The sequence below is a fragment of the Nocardia pneumoniae NBRC 100136 genome (genome assembly GCF_000308755.1).
GTDB classification, from domain to species: Bacteria; Actinomycetota; Actinomycetes; order Mycobacteriales; family Mycobacteriaceae; genus Nocardia; species Nocardia pneumoniae.
In genome coordinates this window covers 82,525-103,857 of record NZ_BAGF01000045.1, presented here as the reverse complement: position 1 = coordinate 103,857, position 21,333 = coordinate 82,525, and the positions used below count along the sequence as shown (strand labels likewise).

At 70.2% G+C, this 21,333-nt stretch carries 12 protein-coding genes; 9 read left to right on the top strand and 3 right to left on the bottom strand.

The window, feature by feature from the left end:
• Nucleotides 1-14: 14 nt before the first annotated feature.
• The 9 genes from ON34_RS14550 to ON34_RS14510 all read left to right on the top strand — a co-directional run bounded on the left by ON34_RS14550 (nucleotide 15) and on the right by ON34_RS14510 (nucleotide 18,605).
• Entirely contained in the window at nucleotides 15-3,935 is a 3,921-nt protein-coding gene (locus tag ON34_RS14550; RefSeq protein ID WP_083889434.1) for a non-ribosomal peptide synthetase, read from the top strand.
• Nucleotides 3,922-4,419 (top strand): OsmC family protein, encoded by a 498-nt coding sequence (locus tag ON34_RS14545; protein ID WP_051022603.1) that lies wholly within the window; start codon nucleotides 3,922-3,924, stop codon nucleotides 4,417-4,419. The genes ON34_RS14550 and ON34_RS14545 overlap by 14 nt, the downstream gene beginning before the upstream one ends.
• Nucleotides 4,416-11,759, top strand: coding sequence for a type I polyketide synthase (locus ON34_RS33560; RefSeq protein WP_051022601.1), 7,344 nt, complete (start codon nucleotides 4,416-4,418; stop codon nucleotides 11,757-11,759). The genes ON34_RS14545 and ON34_RS33560 overlap by 4 nt, the downstream gene beginning before the upstream one ends.
• Nucleotides 11,756-12,478: a class I SAM-dependent methyltransferase gene (locus tag ON34_RS14535; protein WP_051022599.1), complete on the top strand. Its 723-nt coding sequence runs from the start codon at nucleotides 11,756-11,758 to the stop codon at nucleotides 12,476-12,478. Before ON34_RS33560 ends, ON34_RS14535 begins: the two co-directional genes overlap by 4 nt.
• 88 nt (nucleotides 12,479-12,566) lie before the next feature.
• On the top strand, nucleotides 12,567-13,772 hold the full coding sequence (hsaA, locus tag ON34_RS14530) for a 3-hydroxy-9,10-secoandrosta-1,3,5(10)-triene-9,17-dione monooxygenase oxygenase subunit (protein ID WP_051022597.1): 1,206 nt from the start codon (nucleotides 12,567-12,569) through the stop codon (nucleotides 13,770-13,772).
• On the top strand, nucleotides 13,769-15,115 hold the full coding sequence (locus ON34_RS14525; protein ID WP_051022594.1) for a class I SAM-dependent methyltransferase: 1,347 nt from the start codon (nucleotides 13,769-13,771) through the stop codon (nucleotides 15,113-15,115). The genes hsaA and ON34_RS14525 overlap by 4 nt, the downstream gene beginning before the upstream one ends.
• Complete coding sequence (locus tag ON34_RS36070; protein ID WP_040779643.1) at nucleotides 15,112-16,500, top strand: FAD-binding oxidoreductase; 1,389 nt, start codon at nucleotides 15,112-15,114, stop codon at nucleotides 16,498-16,500. Before ON34_RS14525 ends, ON34_RS36070 begins: the two co-directional genes overlap by 4 nt.
• Nucleotides 16,497-17,618, top strand: a complete 1,122-nt coding sequence (locus tag ON34_RS14515) for a class I SAM-dependent methyltransferase (RefSeq protein ID WP_051022592.1) — start codon at nucleotides 16,497-16,499, stop codon at nucleotides 17,616-17,618. The genes ON34_RS36070 and ON34_RS14515 overlap by 4 nt, the downstream gene beginning before the upstream one ends.
• Before the next feature lie 15 nt (nucleotides 17,619-17,633).
• Nucleotides 17,634-18,605 carry a fused (3R)-hydroxyacyl-ACP dehydratase subunits HadA/HadB gene (locus tag ON34_RS14510; RefSeq protein ID WP_040779642.1) on the top strand — a complete coding sequence of 324 codons (972 nt, stop codon included), beginning with the start codon at nucleotides 17,634-17,636 and terminating at the stop codon, nucleotides 18,603-18,605.
• Nucleotides 18,606-18,675: 70 nt separating this feature from the next.
• On the opposite strand, the gene ON34_RS14505 is transcribed toward ON34_RS14510, so the two are convergent.
• The 3 genes from ON34_RS14505 to ON34_RS14495 form a co-directional block, all read right to left on the bottom strand.
• Entirely contained in the window at nucleotides 18,676-19,308 is a 633-nt protein-coding gene (locus tag ON34_RS14505) for a hypothetical protein (protein WP_157172299.1), read from the bottom strand.
• The gene (locus ON34_RS14500) at nucleotides 19,260-19,796 is read right to left on the bottom strand and encodes a hypothetical protein (protein ID WP_040779640.1); all 537 of its coding nucleotides are present in this window, start codon (nucleotides 19,794-19,796) and stop codon (nucleotides 19,260-19,262) included. The genes ON34_RS14505 and ON34_RS14500 overlap by 49 nt, the downstream gene beginning before the upstream one ends.
• A gap of 190 nt (nucleotides 19,797-19,986) precedes the next feature.
• Entirely contained in the window at nucleotides 19,987-21,282 is a 1,296-nt protein-coding gene (locus ON34_RS14495) for an MFS transporter (protein ID WP_083889430.1), read from the bottom strand.
• Nucleotides 21,283-21,333 lie beyond the last annotated feature (51 nt).

Here is a 21,333-nt window from a genome sequence, read left to right as displayed (position 1 = left end):
AGCAAGGGCTGGAGATGGCGACCACCGTAGACGTAGTTCGCCGTTGCGCTGCAACGGTTCTCGGAATCGACGCGAGCGCGGTGGATGCGCGGCGCCCGTTGCAGGAACTGGGACTGGATTCCTTCCTCGCCGCCCGTCTGCATCTGCGCCTGGCCGAACGCACAGGCGTCCGTGTTCCGCTGGCTTCCTTTGTCGGAGCCACACTCGAGACTTTGGCCACCGAGGTCGAAAATCGCGGTGGGACACTCGATCACACGTCTGTCGCCGATGCCGTGTCATCCGCCGCCGAGGTGTCCGACGCCGTCGACGAGGAGGAGCTCACCCCGATTCAGGCGTCATACTGGGTCGGCCGGGAGAAGGGGATGCCACTCGGCGGAGTGGCCACTTTCTACTACTTCGAGTTCGACCGTGATCCAGAGCGGTTCGTGGCGGCGAACGCGTGGTCCGAGGTCGCCGCGCTCGAGACGGCGTGGAACAAGGTCGTCGCCCGGCACGACATGCTGCGGGCCGTCGTCACCGACGATGGCCGGCAAAGGGTGCTGCCGGCGGGGGATCCCTACCGCATCGAGATCACCGATCTGCGGGATCCCGGAAGCGACGCCGCCGCGGCACTGGCGCGGCTGCGCCAGGAGAAGTCGCATCAGGTGCGCGATACCGCCACCGGTCCGTTGTTCGACATCCACGCCGCGCTGCTGCCATCCGGCGCGATACGGCTGTACGTCGGCTTCGACATCATGATGCTGGACATGGCGAGCTGGATTCAGCTCATGCGCGAGTGGGGGCGATTCGTCGCCGATCCCGACGCCGTGCCGGCGGCGCCGCCGACCACGTTCCTTCGAGTACTGCGCGCACGCCGGATGGCCGAAACGGAGCGACGAGAACGGGACAAGGCGTACTGGCGGGAGCGACTGACCGTCCTGCCACCCGGTCCTCGGTTGCCCTACGCCGCCGCACCGGAAACGATTCGCACCGCTCGCTTCCGCCGTCACGAAGAACGGCTGAGTCCGTCGCACTGGTCGGCCCTCACCGCGCAGGCGGCGCGGCGCGGACTGAGCCCCACCGCCGTGCTGCTCGCGGCCTTCGGCCTCACCCTGTCGCGCTGGGGTGCCACCGACGCGTTCTGCCTCAACGCCACCCTGTTCGATCGGCCCGACACCGCGGACATCGAAGGCGTGGTCGGGGATTTCAGCACCACCGCGCTGGTCGAGATGCCGTCGCCGGACCCGGGTTCGTGGCAGGGCTTCACCGGTTTCGCCCGCCGCGTCAACGCCCGGTTCTGGGCCGATCTGGAACACCGTTCCTACAGCGGTGTCGAGGTGCAGCGCGAGCAGTTCCCCGACCTGGCCCCGCGCTATCCGGTGGTCTTCACCAGCGGCGTGGGGTTGGGCCAGGCCGAGGGCCCGGCCGCGGGATGGCTGGGCGACGAGATCTTCGGCGTCTCGCAGACCCCGCAGGTGACCCTGGACCACATCGTCTGGGACGAGGCGGGCGGACTTCGGCTGGCGTGGGACGCGGTCGAGGAGGTCTTCCCGGCCGACTTCGTGACCCAGATGCTCACCGCCCACGCCCGCCTGCTGCGTCGGTTGGCCGAGGACGACGACGCCTGGGAAACCGTGGACCTGGGCTGGAACCCGCACTTCCAGCAGGTGCAACCGCTTCCGCCCGGACTCGGCGCCGGGCTGCTCATCGACCCGCAACGCGATCAGGTGGCGACGCGGCCCGAGGCCGCTGCCGTGCTGTCCGCCAGGGAGACGCTCACGCACGGCGAGATAGCCACGCGGGCGCGCACACTCGCCGGTCGGCTGATCGCGGCCGGGGTCCGGCCACATGACCGGGTGGCGGTCCTCGCCCCGAAGTCGGCGGCACAGATCGTCGCCGTGTACGCCGTGTTGTGGGCAGGGGCGGCATTCGTGCCCGTCGAGCCCGATTGGCCCGCATCGAGGATCGCCTCGGTCTGTCGCCGCGCCGGAATCACGCACGCCTTGACCGCACCGGGCGTCGAACTTCCGCAGAACGTCACCGCGCATCCGCTGGAAGCCGCCTCCGGTGCGGTAACCGTGGCCGAGCCGATCGCCACTGCGGACGACGCTCTGGCTTACGTCATCTTCACCTCCGGATCGACCGGTGAGCCGAAGGGCGTCGCGGTGGAACATCGCGCCGCGCGCACGACCATCGATGACATCAACGAGCGCTTCGGCATCGGCCCGAGCGACCGGGTGCTCGCGCTGTCGGCGTTGAGTTTCGATCTGTCCGTGTACGACATCTTCGGCGTGCTCGGCGCGGGTGGCGCGCTGGTCCTGCCGGACGCCGAGCGGCTGCGCGACCCAGGGCACTGGTGCGAGCTCGTCGCGGCGCATCAGGTCACGGTGTGGAACACCGCGCCCGCGCTCGCCGAGATGCTCGTCGAATACGCCCAGGCCGATGTGGCGGCGGCGGCGCGGTTGCGCTCATTGCGCGTATTGCTGTTGTCCGGGGACTGGATTCCGCTGTCGCTGCCGGACCGGCTCCGTGCGGTGATCGGCGACCATGTGCGGGTCATCAGTCTGGGTGGCGCGACCGAGGCCGCCATCTGGTCGATCTGTCATCCGATCCGGGAGGTGCGGCCCGAATGGACCAGCATCCCCTATGGCACGGCATTGCGCGGCCAGTCCTTCCTCGTGCTCGACGAGCAGGGCCGACCGTGTCCGGTCGGCGTACCCGGTGAGCTGCACATCGGCGGAGCCGGTCTGGCACGCGGGTATGTCGGCGACGACGAGCAGACCGCGCGCCGCTTCATCCGGGACGACCGGCTGGGCCAGCGGCTCTATCGCACCGGCGACCTGGGCAAATGGCGTCCGGATGGGGCCATCGAGTTCCTCGGCCGCGTCGACCGGCAGGTCAAGGTGCGCGGCCACCGCATAGAACTGGGCGAGATCGAAGCCGTGCTCGCCCGGCATCCGCGAGTTCGCCGCTGTGTGGCGGCGGCGGTGCCGGGGGCGGACGACCGGCCGCAGCTCGTGGCGTACGTCGTGGCGGGCGCCGCACCGGTGGACACCGCGGAACTCGCTGACCATGCGGCGCGACACCTGCCGCACTACATGGTGCCGTCCCGGTGGGTGCCGTTGGACGCCTTGCCGTTGACGTCCAACGGGAAGGTCGACCATTCCCGGCTGCCGAACCCGTTCCGTTCCGTCGCGACCGCCGCGGCGTCCCAGGGACCGGTCGAGAACGGTCGAGCAGTAAGGTCCGGCCGCAACGATCGTCCCACGCCCGAGAAGGTCGATCCGGAAACACTTCTCGCGCGAGTAGCCGACGTCACGACCGGTGCGGCGGCTGCGGCCTCCTGTTTTCCGGCGAGCGCACCGGACCGGGCAGGGGACCAGGTGTGGACACCGGCCGACGACTGGCTGGTGCACGCGGCGCGGCAGGCCGAAGCGCTCGGGCTGACGCTGACGCTGCGCGCGGAACCCATCGATGGCACCACAGCGCACCACGCCGACGAGTGGGTAGGCCGACTGCACGCCTCGGCCACGGCCGGCGGGCTCGTCGCCGAGGCCCGCTACGGCGACGCGGCCGAACTCGTCCTCACCGCCGCCACCACGACCGCCACGGCCGCCCGGGCGCGCGTGGAGGCCGTGATCAGCGAGGTATTCACCGATCTACTGGGCCCCGAGGTCGCGGCGACCACCCCTTTCCACGATCTCGGCGCGACCTCTCTGACCCTGGTTCGCGCTCATCGCAGGCTGCGCCATCTCACCCCGGCGCTCACGGTCCCGGACATCTTCCGGCTCGGCACCGTCCGGCGACTCGCGGACTGGATCGCCGACCGTGTCGCCCCCGACCCGTCGACGAGCCGATCCGGCGCCGCGCCGATCGATCTCACCGACGCCGCAGCGCGCGGACGCCGCCGGCGTGCGCACCGATCGAAAGGGAGGCTCGCGGATGTCGTTCGCTGACACCGTGTTCCGGCTGCGTGCCGCTTCCGGCCGCGCGGCCGACCGCAGACAGCGTTTCACCGTCCATACCGAACACCGCTCGGGCACCCCGACCGAGATGCGGGTGCGCATCGGCCGCCGCAGCCTCGTGGTCGACGAACCCGTGGCGGCAGGCGGCGGTGACGCCGGTCCCGACCCGATCGGAATGGCCTTGGCCGCGCTGGGCAGCTGTCAGGCGGTCACCTACCGGTTTCACGCGGCACGGCTGGGTATCGCCATCCACTCGCTGTCGGTGGACGTCACCGCCGACGTGGATCTCGGTCCTGTCTTCGGGCTCACGGATCCGGCACAGCCTGGGCGCGTGCACATCCGGGCTCGGGTCGGTGGCCCCGACACACCGGCCCGGTATCGGGAGCTGCATCGGCTCGTCGAGGCCTCGTGCCCGGTGCTGGCGATGATGCGCGGACAACTGGCGGTGGACTCGGAAATGGAGATCGAATCGTGAACGACGACAACGCCGTCGCCATCATCGGCATGGCCTGCCGTTTTCCCGGCGCACCCGACCTGGCCTCGTACTGGGATCTCCTCGCCTCGGGCCGGGAAGGCCTCACCCGGTTCGACGACGCGGAGCTCGCCGCGCGCGGCGTGTCCGCCGAATTGCGCGCGCACCGCAACTACGTGCCGGTCGGTGCGGTGATCGACGGGCAGGATCGTTTCGAGCCAGAGCATTTCGGGATTCTCGCGCGCGACGCCGAACTGATGGATCCGCAGTTGCGGCTGCTGCTGGAATGCTCGTGGGACGCGCTCGGCGACGCGGGATACCGTGTCGGCGCTGGCCTCGGCGCCGTCGGCGTTTTCACCGGGGCCTCGCGCAGTGACTATCTGGAGCACAACCTCGCCGCCTATCGCCTGAACGCCGAACGAGATCCGATCGGGCGGCTGCAGGCGGAGACGGGCACGCTGACGGACTATTTTCCCCAGCAGATCGCCTACCGGCTCGACCTCACCGGTCCCGCTGTGGCGGTGCAGGCCACCTGCGCGACCTCGCTGGTCGCGGTGCACCTCGCCACGCAGGCGCTGTTGTCGGAGGAATGCGACGCCGCCCTGGCGGGCGGCGCGTCGCTGATCGTCCCCCAGGGACGCGGTTACCTGCATGTTCCGGACGCGGTCTTCTCCGCCGACGGCCACACCCGGGCGTTCGGAGCGGGCGGTACCGGCATGGTGCACAGTCAGGGCGTGGGCATGGTGGTGCTGCGGCGGCTCGCGGACGCCCTCGCCGACGGCGACCCGATCTACGCGATCGTGCGCGGCAGCGCGGTGAACCACGATGGCGGCGGCAAGGCCGGATTCACCGCTCCGTCGGCGGCCGGACAGGCGAGGGCCATCGCCGAGGCGCTCGCGGTCGCCGATGTCGGGATCGACGCGGTCGACCTGATCGAGGCACACGGCACGGCGACCGCGCTGGGCGATCAGATCGAGCTGTCGGCGCTGGCCGCGGTGTTCACCGGCCGAACGGCGCCGCAGCCGATCGCGCTGGGGTCGGTCAAGAGCAATATCGGCCACACCAACAGTGCGGCAGGCATCGCGTCACTGATCAAAACCGCCCTCGCCCTCGCGCATCGGCGTATTCCGGCGACGTTGCACGCGGTTCCGGCCCATCCTGACCTGGAACGCCATCGTGGGCTGTTCGAAGCCGTCGAGCACACCCGGGACTGGCCCGAACGCGATGGCACCCGGATCGCCGGGGTGAGCTCGTTCGGCATCGGCGGCGTCAATTGTCACGTGGTGCTCGAACAAGCCCCCGTGCACAGCGGCTCCAGCGACCCCGACCCGCGCGCGCAACTGCTCTTGGTCTCGGCGGTCACGGAAGCCGGATGCCAGGAGCAAATCGCGCGGGCCGACACCGATGGGACGGCCGAAACCAGAGCCGACTACGCCTACACCGTGTCGCGCGGGAGACATCCGGAGACCGGGTGGCGTGCCACGGCCCTGCTGTCGGGCGACGATCCGAATCCGCGGCCCATTGCCGCCGGGCCGTTACCGTCCAAGCGACCGGACATCGTCTTCGCGTTTCCAGGTGCCGGTGCGCAGTATTCGGGTATGGGGGCCGGGCTCTACCGCGACGAGCCCGTGTTCGCCGCGCATATCGATGAATGCGCCGAAGCGATGCTGCCGTTGCTGGACTACGACATTCGCGAGATCGTGAGCGGCCGCGCTGCCCGGCACGACGTCGACGGCGTGCGCTACGGACAGCCAGCTCTGTTCGCGGTGTCGCTCGCCACCGCGGTGATCCTGCGTCACTATGGCATCGAGCCCGACGGCGTCATCGGCCACAGTTTGGGCGAATACGCCGCCGCCGTCGTCGCGGGAGTGCTGAGCCTGCCGGACGCCGCCCGGTTGGTGGCGGTCCGGTCCAGCGCACTGGCGGATGCCGCGCCCGGCGCGATGCTGGCGGTCGCGCTCGGCGAGGAGGACGCGCGCGCCGCTGTGGGCCGCTACCCCGAGATCGCGCTCGCCGCCGTCAACGGCCCGGACGCCTGTGTGGTGTCGGGACCGGTCGACGCCATCGAGGCGCTGTCGGCCGCCCTCGATCGAGCCGCGATCCGCGCCCGGAGGCTGCGTATCAACGCCGCACTGCATTCTCCCGCCGTGGCCGCGGCGGTCGAGCCGCTGCGCACCGCGGCCGAAAACGTACCGTCCGCTCCGGCCACGCTGCCGCTCTACAGCACCCGCACCGGTCGACTGATCCGATCGCTGGACGCCGAGCATTGGGCGCGGCATCTACGGGAACCGGTGTTGTTCGCGGCCGCGCTGCAAGCCGCGACTGCCGCGGCTCCGACAACTCTCATGCAGGTCGGACCGGGCAGCTCGCTGGCCGCGCTCGCACGACGCAACGCCCCGGCCAATCTGACCGCGGCGCTGAGCACGCTCGCGGAACCCGAAGAGCAGACCCGTGATTCGGCCCCGGATCGCGCCGCGCTGCTGACCGCGGTCGGTCACCTGTGGTGTAGCGGCGCGGCCGTGGACGTCGAGGCCATGCATCGTCGCCGCCGCCGCACTCGTCTGCCCGCCTACCCCTTTCAACGCCGGAGTCTGTGGATCGACCCGCCCACTGGAACGCAGACGGCACCGACCGCGCCCCGTACCCGGTCCGCAGCGCCTCCCGCACCGAATGGCGCGGGCATTCGACTCGAAGCTCCGGCGACGGTGCTCGCACGATCCGAGGCGCAGGCCCCAGCGGCCCTCGGACTGTCGGCGGTGATGCCCACCCGTGAGCCGGTGATGCCCGACGGCCGGTCGGCGGCGACGGAGACGAACCATCGGACCGAATCGCCGACGCGGAACGGCAGCCCGCTACCGGCGACGTCACCGGCCGCACCTGCTCCGGTGAGCGCGAAGAGCGCGTCCGAGGCAACGGCCGCCGCCGTGGAACCGTCCGCATCGCGCACGCTCGCGAGTGCGGAGGAGGAGCAGGTCGCCGCGCTCTGGGAAGAGTTGCTGGGCGAGCGGATAGCCGACGCCGAGGCGGACTTCTTCGCACTCGGTGGAACCTCCATGCTGGCGACCCGAATGCTGGACATCCTCAACGAAGGTCAACACACCGATATCCGCATGCGGGAGCTACTCACGCACCCGACCGTGGCCGCCTTCTCCGCGCTGCTGCGAGGTCGCCGACCGGCGTCGCCCGCCGCGGCCGCGCCGGATTCACCCGAACCGTCTGCCACCGCCATCGAACGTCCGGACGATGGTGCGGTCGTCGACGCCACGTTCCCGCTGACCCGGGTGCAGCACGCATATTGGGTCGGCCGGTCGGGCGCATTCGGGTTGAGTGACGTGTCCTGCCACATCTACCTCGAATACGACTGCGACAAGCTGGATCTGGATCGTTACGAGCAGGCGTGGAACCAGGTGATCCGGCGGCACGAGATGCTGCGCGCGGTCATCACCGAGGACGGGCGTAATCGGATCCTCGCCCAGGTGCCGGAGTTCCGGATTCGCCGCCACGACCTCACCGGCTCCGCCGGCGCCGCACGTGAGGACACGCTGTCGGACCTGCGGCGGCGGCTGTCGCATCGGGTGCACCGCCCGGACCGCTGGCCGTTGTTCGACGTGCGGGCCGCGCTGCTGGACGACACCACCACCCGGTTGTTCATCGGCATCGATGCGCTGGTCTGCGATGCGGGAAGTTTCCTCGTTCTCGACCGAGATCTGCGTCTGCTCTACACCGATCCGGCCGCGGTGTTGCCGCCGCTGCCGACGCGGTTCGCCGACTACGTGGCATATACCGAGACCCGCGCGGAGTCCGCGGACCGCAGTCGCGCGATCGACTACTGGCGGCAGCGGATGGACAGCCTGCCCGCGGCGCCCGACCTCCCGACCCACACCCGCACGCAGGCGCAGCCGTGGTTCGGCCGCCGGGAGGCCCGGCTCGCACCACAGGAATGGGATGGGCTGCGGCGGCTGGCGGCAGAGCACGGCGTCACGCCGTCCGCGGTGCTGCTCACCGCGTACTCGGACGTGCTCGCCGCCTGGTCCGGTGACGAGCGGTTCACCCTGTCGCTGACCCTGGTCGACCGGCCGGTGGCGCTGCCAGGAATCGACGGCGCGGTGGGTGATTTCACCACGCTCCTGGCCCACGAAGTCGATCGCACCGCCGGTGGATCCTTCCGAGAGCGGGTCGTCCGCACACAGCGGCGACTCTTCGACGACATCGATCACCGCGAGTATTCGGCGCTGGATCTGCTCGCCGAACTGTCCTCCCGCACCGGGCAGCGCCGCCTGCTGCCGGTGGTGTTCACCAGCGCCCTCGATGTGGCTCAACTGGTAGGCGGCGCCCCGGATCTGGAGTGGGCGGGCAGAATCGTGCACGGCGTGAGCCAGACACCCCAGGTGTGGCTCGACCATCAGGCGTTCGTCCACGCCGGGGGAGTGCAACTCCAGTGGGACGTCCTCGAGACCGTCCTCGATCCGGCGGCCGCGGACACCGCGTTCGCCTCGTATGTGGAGTGGCTGCGCCGCCTCGCCGGTGATCCGAAGGCGTGGACCGCACCGGATTCCGGTGTGCGCCAAGCGGATCGCGACGAGGACGTGGCCGCCGCTGTCTCCGAGATCTGGGCGCAGGTCCTCGGCCTGGACATCGCTGCCGTGCAATCCCACTCCACGTTCGTGGGTCTGGGCGGGGACTCGGTTCTGGCGGTGCGCATGGCCACCATGGTTCGCACGCGACTCGGTGTCGCGGTGCCCGTGGCGGAGCTGGTCGGGGATCTGTCGTTCGCCGACCTCGTCGCGCTGATCGCCGAACGCCGTTCCGGTACCTCGGCGACGGCTGTCGAGCTGGCGCGGCAGGCCGACCCGGCCGCAGCGTTCCCGCTCACTCCGCTGCAAGAGGCCTATTGGGTCGGGCAGCAGCACGGGTACGCCCTCAGCTACGACTCGGCGCACAACTATGTCGATTTCCGGCTCGCCGGGATCGATCCGACCGTCCTGGATGCGGCGGTGCGTCGGCAGGTGGAACGCCAGCCCATGCTGCGGGCGGTCTTCCTTCCGGACGGCACGCAGCAGGTACTGCCCCTCGACGATCCGCGACTGGGTGCGCTCCCGATCGTCCACCTCGACCTGAGGGGGGCCAGTGGCGGTGAGATCGACCGGCGGCTGGCCGCCATCCGCGCCGAGGCGCAGCGCATCGGCCCGCGGCTGGATCCGTGGCCGTTCGCGGTCACCGCCGTCCGGCTTCCCGGCGACGAACTGAGCTTGCACATCGTCTGCAGCCTGCTCGTGGCCGACGGGTGGTCGGTGCAGCTGATGTTCACCGAGCTGTTCACCTACCTGGACGAACCCAATACGGTGCTGCCCGCGCTCACCGCGCATTTCGGCGACTACGTGGAAACAATCTCGCGCCAGCGCGGCGAACCGGAATGGCGGGCACAGCGCGACTGGTGGTGGGAACGCATCGACGATCTCCCGCCCGCTCCCGCGTTACCTCTGGCGGTGCCGTTCGATCAGGCACGTCCGGAAGCGCTGGAACGACGGGAATTCCGAGTATCCGGCCAGCGCATGGCGGTCCTGCGCGACCGCTGCGCAGAGTACAACATCACACCCACCACGGTGTTCGCCACCTGCTGGGCGTCGGCGCTGGCCCGGATGGCCGGGCACCGCCGCTTCCTGCTGAACGTGCTCTATCTCAACCGCCTGCACCTTCCGCGCGATCTCGATCACGCCATCGGCCCCTACGCGGGGACCGTGCTGCTCGACATCGCCCTGCCCGCGCGACCGACGTTCCTGACCGCCGCCCGGACCGTGCAGGAGGCCATCGCCACCATGCTCGACCACGGACAGGTCACCGGCGTCGAGGTGTTGCGGGAACTGGCGCGGCGCAGGCGCGACACCGCACCCCAGGCGCCCGTCGTCTTCCACAGCACCCTCGGGCTCAATCCGCCGGGCGGCACCCCCGACGCGGTCGTCGTCCGGGATTTCTACCAGCGTGTACGCACGCCGCAAGTGGCTTTGGACATGCAGGTGTTCCAGTGGGACTGGGACGACTCGGTGGTGGTGAACCTGGACGCGGTCGCGGAACTGTTCCCCCCTGGCGTGCTCGACACGCTGTTCGCGCAGGTGTGCGACACGATCACCGCGCTCGTCGACCGGCCCGGCACCTGGACGGCGCCGCTCGAGGTACCCGATGCCGAGCGACCCGCCTCCCTCGTCGCCGCACCGGTACCTGCGGTGGTAGGCGGACCGCCCGCCACCGATGCCGAGCGCGCCGTCGCCGGACTGTGGCAGCAGATGGTGGACGTCCCCGGTGACCTCGACCGCGGCACCGACTTCTTCACCATCGGAGGTGACTCGGTACTCGCCATCCGGATGCTCAACCGCCTGCGTACCGAGCTCGGATTGGCCTTGACACCACGGGAATTCCTCGCCGATCCCACGCTGGCCGCGGTCGCCGCGGCCGCGCGGCGCGAAGCCGCGGAGCCGTCGGCGCCGGGTGACTGTCTGGTGCCGCTGCGCGACGGCGTCGGACGGCCGCTGTTCCTCATCCACCCCACCGGCGGCGACGTGCTCTGTTATGTCGATCTGGCGCGCGGTCTCGACACCCGCGCACCGGTCATCGGAATCCAGGACCCGCAACTGGCCGGTGCTCCCGGACCGGAAACGATCGCCGATCTGGCACGGGTGTACGAGGGGGTCGTGCGCGCTCACCAGCCGACCGGCCCCTACCGGATCGGCGGCTGGTCGATGGGCGGGATCATCGCCCACGAGCTGGCACGACGGCTGCGCGCGGCCGGTGACACCGTGGAGGCGCTGGTGATGCTCGACTCGAATATCGCCGATCGCATCCATCATGTCGACGGCCGCGAATTCTGGACGCGCTACCTCGGCTCGCTGGCCGCCTTCCTGGATCTCGACCTGGAAACCGGCACGCTGAGCGCCGATTTCGATCGGCATCCGGACGAACAGCAGCGAGCCGAGATCCGGCGCAGGCTGGCCGCCGCCGGCCTCGTAGAGCGCGGCGACCGGGCCGACCAGCAGGCCAGGGAAGACATATTCCGGCGTCATCTGCGCGCGCTCGGCGCACATCACACCGGTCATCTCGACGGCGACGGAATCGAGATGCTCCTGGTGCGCGCCGATCTGCCCGCACCGCACAATTCCGGGGTCGGCATGGGCGTCGACGATTGCTCCGATCTGGAGGACCTCGGGTGGGCGGCGCACACCGGCGTCGTCATCGACACCCGGCCGGTCGCGGCACACCACTATGCGCTGCTGCGACCGCCTGCCGTCCTGACGGTGGCCCACATGGTGTCGGAACTGCTCGCGAGCCTGGGCGATTCGGAGCAGCCGTGACCGACGACTATGCCGCCGCCGCGGAGTTCTACGACCTCATGGCCACACCCTACGTGGCCGGCGTGGAACCCGTGCTGGCGAGAATGCTGGCCGAGGTGGACACCATCGCCGGACCGGTCGCCGATATCGGGGCTGGCACCGGATTGTCCACGATGCTGGTCGCCGACGCGTTGCCCGACGCGCGGATCGTGGCCGTGGAACCGGCCGCGGCGATGCGCGCGGTGCTGCTGTCGCGACTGGCCGCCCGCAAAGATCTCCGCGCGCGAATCACCGTGCTGCCGCGCGGATTCCTCGATACACGACTGCCCACGGGATGCGCGGCGGTGATCGCTCTCGGGGTGATCGGGCACTTCGACCCCGCTACCCGCACCCGGGTATGGAATGCCATCGCGGACTCGCTCGCCCCAGGAGCCGACGCCGTGGTGGAAGTGCAGCGACCCGGGCGCGTCGAGCCGTCGGCGGAACGCCGGTACACCACCGCCAGGGCGGGTGACTTGCGGTACGAGGGCTGGAGCCGAGCCGACCCGGTGGACGCGGAGTCTCTCGTCTGGCGGATGACCTACCGCAGCTACGACGGCGACCAACTGGTGCAGGAGGTGCGGACCGAGCACCACGTATGGCCCGCCGACGCCGACCGCCTCACCGCCGAGGCGCGCACGGCCGGTCTGCGGCTGGCCGACGCGGACCCGGCGACCGGGCTGCTGCGCTTCACCCGCTGACCGATCGCCGTATCCGGTGTCGCACGGAACGGACGAGACGGCCCACCGGACATGCCTGATCACCCGACCCGCTAGGGAGGACAACGCAATGACCGACGACGCCACCGCCGCGGTACTGGCCGCGGTCGGCGAACTGCTGCCGACGCTGCGCAAGCGCGCCCAGGACACCGAGCAGGCCAGGCGGATTCCGATCGAGTCGCTGGAAGAGATCACCACGACGGGGTTCTTCGGCCTGCTGCGCCCGCGGCGCTACGGCGGGCACGAGGCGCACCCGGCCATCTTCTACACCGCGGCCGCCGAGCTGGCCTCGGCATGCGGATCGACCGGGTGGGTCGCCTCCGTCCTCGGTGTGTCGCCCTGGAACGTGGCGCTGTTCGACCGTCGCGCCCAGGACGAAGTGTGGGGGTCGGATGCCGACATCCCCATCTGCTCCTCTTACGCCATGACCGGCACCGCCGTTCCCGTCGACGGCGGCTACCGGCTCAGCGGCACATGGGGATTCGCTTCCGGCTGCGACCACGCGCGGTGGGCGTTGCTCGGCGCGCGGGTCCTCGACAAGGGCGAACCGGTCGATTCGGCCACATTCCTGGTGCCCGCCGCCGACTATCTCGTCTCGGACGTGTGGCAGGCGATGGGCCTGCGCGGCACCGGAAGCAACGATATCCATGTCGACGAGGTTTTCGTGCCCGCACACCGGGTGCTCGCCTCCGACGCGGTGACCGCATGCCGAACGCCGGGTCAGCAGGTCAACGACGGCGCGCTGTACCGGATCCCGTTCGGCTGCCTGCACACCAGCGCCATCACCGCGGCCATTGTCGGCATGGCGCGCGGCGGTTATCGGGCGTATCTCGAGCAGCAGAGCGGCCGGGTGCGGGCCGCACTGCCCGGCGATGCCCGCAAGGACACCGGATACCGCGGTGACGAGTTCCGTGAGGACCCGGCCACGCTGGAGCGAATCGCATTCGCCGCCACCGAGATCGATGCCGCCTGGCGCCAGATCACCCACAACATCGACGAACTGTACGCGCTGGCGGCGGCCGACCGGCCCATCGGACCGCGTGACCGATTGCGCCTGCGCCGCGACCAGGTCCGCGGCACCGAGCGCGCGGTGGCCGCCATGGACCGGCTGTTCGAAAGCTCCGGGGGCCGCGCGCTGCGGCCCGACAGCGCCGTGCAGCGTTTCTGGCGCGACGTGCACGGAGGGCGAGCGCATGCGGCCAACGATCCCGAACGCGTGTACCGGATGTTCGCGGCGGCCGAACTCGCGGCCGTGGCGGAGGAACGCAAGCCGTGACCGATCAGCTGGCCGCCGCGCTCGGACGGCACCCGTGGGTCGATTCGGCGTGGTGGGACGGGCGGCGGGCGGCGCTCGTGGTGCGCCCCGCTGCCGACGCCGTCGCGGTGCGGCCCGCTCCCGGGGCGCTGCTCATCGAGTACCTCGAGCACTGGCGGCGCGTGTACGAGTACGTCTATTCCTCCGAGGAGCTACGCCACGGCGACGATCTCGATCTGTCCGGATGGCGGGCCTCCGACACCGGCGCGGCGTTCCCGCGCGAGCACATGCTGGAGTGGATCGGCCACGCCGTCGGCCTGGTCCGTCGCGGGCAACCCAAAATCGTCCTCGAGATAGGCTGCGGCAGTGGGCTTCTCGTCCACCGGCTGTATCCGTCCACGCGAGGCTATCTTGGGCTCGACCCGGCCGCGCCCGTGGTGGAACGGCTGCGCGCTCGACGGCTTCCAGGGGTGTCGGTGCTGCGCGCCGCCGCGCACGAGCTCACCACCGACCAGGTCGGGGCGGCACTGCGTGCACTGGACCCCAGCGGGCGACCGGACTGCGTGGTGCTCAACAGCGTGACCCAGTGCTTCCCGGACGAGCGTTACCTCACCGCCGTCGTCGATGACGCACTCGACGCGGTCGCGCCCGGCGGCACCGTCGTCGTCGGCGACATCCGCAATCTCCTCGGGGCGCGGGATTTCGCTCGATGGCTGGAACTGGCCCGCGATCCCGGCCTGAGTGCCGACGACCTGGCTCGGCGGGCCGCCGCCCGATTCGACGCGGAGGAAGAGCTGCTGTGCGATCCCCGGCTTTTCGCTCGGATCGCCCGCAGGCATCCCCGACAGGTGCGGGTCGCGTGCTACGCCAAGCCGATGCGAGACGATACCGAGCTGACCCGATACCGCTACGACGTGGTGCTGACCGCCGACGCGCCTGCGCCGGGCCCGCACCGTACCGTCGCCTGGCGCGACCTTCCCGGTCGCGGCGACGCCGACCGGATCGCCGCGCTCGCCGACACCGTACGCGGGGACGCGACCATGGTCACCGGCATCCCGAACGCATTGCTCGACCACGAGGCCGCGGACGCGGTCGCCCCGGCTGCGCTCGCGGCGGCGCTGCCGCCGGAATGCGCGGTCCTGCTCGACTCGGCCGACGCGCGGCTGCTGGCCGTCGGCCGCCCCGAACACCAGGCGGATCTGGAAGCCGTGCGCGCCGATCCGACGGACGCCGCCTGCAACGACCCGTTCACGCGCTACGTGCGCCGCCGGATACCGGAAGTCCTCACCGACTATCTCGAATTGCTGCGCGGCGCTACGGCACAGCCTCCCATCGTCGTCTCCGAGGAGTTCGCCGCCACATGATCCCTACCCACTCGACGGACTATCTCGCCGACCTGCGCGCGACCTGCCGCGGCGCCGTCTTGGCCCCGGGCGATCCGGGTTACGACCGGGCCCGGCAACGGTGGAACGCAGCCGTCGACCAGCGGCCCGCCGCGATCGTGCGCTGCGCCCGAGTCCCTGACGTGCGGGCCGCGGTCATGACGGCGCGGCGGCACGGGATGGCCGTGTCGATACGTGGCGGCGGCCATGAAGTCGCGCGGCACGCGGCGGCGAACGGCTCACTGCTGCTGGATCTTTCGGAACTGCGCACGGTCACCATCGATCCGATCGCCCGGCGTGCCACCGTCGGCGCGGGCGTCAGCTGGGCGGAATTCGATCGTGCCTGTCATCGGCACGGCCTGGCCGTGACCGGGGCGGACGTGTCCACGGTCGGCGTGATCGGTTCCACGCTGTGCGGCGGCAGCGGCTGGTTACAGCGGATGGCAGGCTTCACCTGCGACAGCGTGCGCTCCGCCCACGTGGTGCTGGCCGACGGACAGCTGGTGCACGCTACCCCCGAGCACCACCCCGACCTGCTGTGGGCGCTGCGCGGCGGCGGCGGCAATTTCGGTGTCGTCGTGGCCGTCGAGTTCGAACTGCATCCGATCGGCTCCGTGCACGCGGGCACGCTGCTGTTCCGGCTGGAGGCAGGGCGCACCGTCTTCCGTGCGTTCCGTGAGCTCTGCGCGCAGGCCCCGGACGAGTTGGCGCTGCGCGCGACCATGCTCCACTGGCCGCCCACCGCGCCGGAGGGGCCGCCGATGGCCGCGGTCACGGTCGCCTACTTCGGGCCCGACGACCGGGCCCGTGCGGAATTGGCGAAACTGAAGCGTCTGGGCGAACCGGAGCTCGACCTCATCCGGCCGCTGGAATACCCGCAGCTGCAACGCAATACCGAGCAGGCGTTTCACGAAGGCCACGGCACCGCCACCGGAACCGAATGGCTGCGCGCATTCGACGACGACGCCATCGACTCGCTCGTCGACCTCGCGGCCGGCATGCCCACCCCGTACTCGCTCGTGTCGGTCCATCAACTCGGCGGCGCGCTGCGCCGTATGCCGGTGGACGCGGCCGCGTTCGGATACCACGACGCGGCCTACCACGCCGTCATGTTCTCCGGCGGGCCGACCGGGACCGACCTGGACCCCTCGCGGCGGTGGATCGCCGAGGTCCTGGCGGCGCTGCAGGGCTGCTCGGCGGGCGGGCCCTACATCGGGATCCTCGACGACACCGCGTCACCAGAACGGGTGCGCCGTGCCTACCATCGCGATTCCTATCCGCGACTGCGGCAGCTCAAAGGCATCTACGATCCCGACAACCTGTTCCGCTGCAATCACAACATCCCGCCGCTGAACGGTGCGCGATGACCACCGGCGAGGTCCTCGACATCGCTGCGCGCGCCGCGGACGCGGTCGCCGATTTCGACGCGCGGCACCTCCTTTCCGCGCGCGACGACCTCGACCTGTTCGGGTTGCGCGCCATGGCCGCCGCGCTGCGGCCAGCGCTGTCCGGCGGTACGGCGCGCACCGCGGACGACATCGCGGTAGCGCTGGATGTCGCACCGCGACATCGCTGGCTGCTGCGGCGCTGGCTCGGGATGCTCAGCGTGAACGGGTGGCTGGAACACGAAGAGGGACACACCTTCTCGTCCCTTCGGGAAGTCACCGCGCCGCACCGCGTCGATCTCCACCGAGTATGCGTCGACCTCGGGTTCTCCCCGCAGCTCGCGCGCTTCTTCGCCGCCGCCAACCGCCGTGTGCTCGATCTGCTGCGCGACCGAGTGCTCGCCCAGGAACTGTTGTTCCCGGACGCCGACCTGCTCACCGCCGAGGCCGCATACCGAGACAACCCGGTCAACCGATACTTGAACGCGGCGGCCGGCGCGGTCGTCACCCGCGCTGTCGACGCACTCGCCGCCGACCGCCACCCCGTACGCATTCTGGAACTGGGCGCGGGTGTCGGCGGGACCACCGCCGACCTCCTCCCGCTACTCGACGGCCTCCCCGTCGAATACCACTTCACCGATGTGTCGTCGTTCTTCCTCGATGCCGCCCGGGCGCGCTTCTCGCGCTACTCCTGGCTGCGGTTCGACCTGCTCGATCTCAACGCCGAGTTGCCGCAGGAGCGGTCCTTCGACATCATCCTGGCCGCGAACGCGCTGCACAATGCCCACCACTGCGGCATGGCGCTGGGACGGCTGAACCAGCTGTTGCGCCCCGGCGGTCACCTCGTCGTCATCGAGTCCTGTCGCGAGCACTGCCAGTTGCTCACCTCCATGCATTTCCTGATGTCCCCCCGTCCCGGCGGTGTCCGTCCCGGTCGCGACGATGTCCGCGCGGGCACCGACCGCATCTTCCTGACCGAAACCCAATGGCGCGCCGAGCTCATCGCGGCCGGTCTGCCCGCGTGGCTGGTTCTGCCCGGGCCGGAGCACGCGTTGGCCGCGCACGGCCAACGGATCTTCGCCGCTCGTACCCCACGGTGACCCGAGGAGACGATCATGTTCCCGCACCCCACCGTGGGCCGTAGCTACGACGTTGCCGACCACTACGAGGTGGGCCGAGAAAAGATCCGGGATTTCGCCCGCGCCGTCCAGGATTTCCATCCCGCGCACTGGGACGACGCCACCGCCGCCGCGCTCGGCCATCCGGGGCTGGTCGCGCCGATCACCTTCGCCTCGGCGGTCGGCTCCTTGACGCAACGGTCGCAGATGCGGGCCGCGCTCGACGGCTACGACCCAGCGCGCCTACTCCAGGTGGATCAGGACATTCGCTGCCACCGCCCCGTAGTCGCAGGGGATCGGCTGACACACGAGATCATCGTCGATTCGCGTCGATCCACACCGAGCGGTGACCTCATAGCGGTCACCACCGTCATCCGCGACGGCCTGGCGAACCTGGTGCAGACCGTGCACACCACGCTCGCCGGGCGCGCTGACGAACTCGCACCGACCGTGGCGGCCCTCGCCATGCTCGACCTTCCCGGACCGGCAGTGACCGGTCCCGCGCCGCAACCCGTGCGATCGTCGCAGCCCGCGACAGCGGCCGGGGCACACGCCGCTGTGCCGAATTTGACGGTGGGGCGGGAGTTTCCGCAGCGCGTATTCCGCCTGTCGCGTGGTGAACTCGTTCACTACGCCGGTGTCTCCGGCGATGTGAATCCGATTCATTGGAGCGACGAAGCCGCCCGGCATGCGGGGCTGCGCGCGGTCACCGCCCACGGCATGCTGACGATGGGGCTCGGCGCCGCGTGCCTGACCGAATGGCTCGGCGTCGCGGATTGTGTCGTCAGCTACTACGTGCAGTTCGCGAGCCCGGTTCTCGTGGATCCCCACCGCGTCGCCGAGATCACCTTCGGCGGCACGGTCCGAGCGATAGATGACGCCACCGGACAGGCGACCATATCCCTCACCGCACACTGTGACGGTGTCGCTGTTTTCGCGGGAGCCTCCGCAACTGTGTATGCGAGTTGATCGGCACGCATTTCGCGGAGGCACGCTGTTTCGGAGCAGCCGTAACGTCCGCGCCGGGTGCCGGAACCACTCAGGCTTGCGCCGCAACGAAAGGAGCCGCTTCGGCGGTCGCGATGGTGACCGCCGCGGCCCGCTCCGCCTCCTCGACGCTGCATCGTCCGAGACCGCACGCGGTCGCCACTGCGTACGCCGGGCGGTCGGCGGCCCGCTCGAACAGCCGCAGCGCCTCGAGGCTGCCGTCGACGCCGGCCGGTGACACGACCCCGGCGATGACGCGCCAGCTCGCGTCCAAGCGGCGCAGCGGCCGGTAGAAGGCCGGGTCCAGCGGCGCGGGATGAGCACCGTAGGCACACGGAATGTGCGCGGGCGGCAGCGGGACTCCGCGTGCGCGCAGTATTCGTGCGACGGCGTTCAACAGATTCACCGACGGCGCCAGGTTGCGCGGTGCGAGCAGTTCCTTGTGCTGGTAGTCGCCATAGCAGAGGTGAAGAACCGTCTGTGCGCCGGTGTCGTATGCCCGCGCAAGGAATCCCGCGAGTTGTCCGGCCACCAACCGTCCGACCGGCGCCTGCGCGCCGAACCGCGACGCCTTCACCAGCGCCAGTTGAGCGATCGGCGACTCCACCTGCCAGGTGAGCAGGTCGCCGTAATCCGCTACCAGACCCGCCATTTCGGCCAGCACGGCCTCGACGAACACCGGCAAGGCGCGCAGCGCGGGCGTGACCGTCGCGATGTGCGCAGGGCGCGTCCGAGCGGAAGACCGTCGGCAACCGCCGCGCCCGCGAACACGAACAGCGCCATGTCCAGCGGATTCGGCTGACTGATCTGCAGTGGCGTGTCCGCCAGTTCCGGGTGGCGGCGCCGCAACGCGCGAAATTCCGTGACAACTTCCGCAATCCGCTCCGTGCGATCCATCGACACGTGTCGGGGTTCGAGTGTGCGGCCGCGGCGTATGCCGTAGGCCCGCATGTCGGAGTAATCGGCAAAGTCACCGCGACGCACCACCTCGAAGACGTCGAGGTGTCTTTCCCGGTCGCGGAGATACTGCACCACCCAGTTCGGATCGAGGTCCCGGGGAACTCCCGTCAACCGCTGGCCGCGGCTGTGCCGGACGAACCATTCCAGCACGTCGCGGTCGCTGGTCGTCAACGGTGCGGGCACGCTGCCCACGAAGTGCGCGAATCGGGTCATCGCCAGCCCCAAAGGTAGTGGTCGTTCGCGGATCGGGCGCTCGCCGACTGTCGGGCCGCGATCCGGCGCGGTAACGGGAGGATAGGCCGATTGATAGCCAGTAATTCACCAGTGTTGGGAATGCGCCGGACACCCGCTGGCACAAGCGGATTCGACTCGATCGGGCCGACCACCTCCGCGCCACCCGGGATCAGCCGCAGCCTCCCACGGCACGCCTTCTTCGCATCTGAGCAGTTGCGGCGGCGCCCCGGCCGTGTCCCCGCTGCGCCGCTTCTGGACACTTCGATCGAGGTCGTGGCGAACTCGCCGTACTGCGCCGGGTGATGGCGGTGACCTGCGCCAGTCCCCACAGAACCAGTGCGGCGAGGGAGTAGACCGCCCCGACCCAGCAGGAGGCCGACCATCCCCAGGTGCTGTATGCCCAGGTGGTCGTGATCGCGCCGAGGGCGGATCCGAGGGAATAGAAGGCCATGTAGGCGCCTATGACGCTGCTGGCGTGGTGGGGATGCGCCGCGGTGAGCAGGTGCTGGCTGCTGACATGCACTGCCTGGACGGCGAAGTCGAGCAGGATGATGCCGATGACGAGCAGCCACAGGGTTGTTTCGGTCCGGGCGATGAGCAGCCAGGAGGCGGCGAGCAAGGCCAGCGCGGAACCGGTGATCGCCTGTGCGTGACCGGAGTCGGCCCATCGTCCCGCGCGGGCGGCGCCGAGCGCTCCGGCCAGTCCGGCGCATCCGAAGAGGCCGATCTGCGTGGTGCCGAGGTTCCAGGGCTCGGTGCCGAGAGGGAGGGCGAGCCCGCTCCAGAGGGTTCCGAAGGACGCGAAAAGGAAGAAGGCGATCATGCCTCGGCTCAGAAACAGGCGGTCCGTGCGAGCGAGCCGCCCCGTCGACGCCAGCACCTGCGCGTACCGTGCGCCGGGAGTTCTGTGGTCCGCGTCGAGTGTCGCGCGGACGGTGCGGGCCAGAGCCACGCAGAGTATGGCGAGCAGCGCGTACACGGCACGCCAGCCGACCGTGTCGCCCAGGACGCCCGCGAGGACCCGGACGCCGAGGATGCCGATCACCACACCCGAGGTGACCGCGCCGATATTGCGGCCCCGCTCGCTCGGCGCGGAGACGGCGGCGACATATGCGACAGTCACCTGAACCACGACCGCGAACAGGCCCGCGATCGCCAGTCCCGTCACCGCGACGACACCGTTTGGGGCGGCGGCCGCGACCGCGGCTCCCGCCGCGGTCAGTACAAGATGCACGGTGATGAGCCGACGGCGATTCACCATGTCTCCGAGCGGCACCAGCAGGATCAGACCGATGAAGTAGCCGATCTGCCCGGCGGCGACCAGCCCGCCCAGCGATTCGCGCGCCAATCCCAGGCCGGTGCCCGCTGTCTCCAGTACCGGCTGGATCGCATAGATCGTCGATACGGCCACCGCGCACACCAACGCCAGGACAAATCGCTGCGACCTTGTGACTCCTGTCGTCACCGCACCTCCAAATCAGTAGCAAAATGCAACCATTTGAGGGTAGGGAATAAT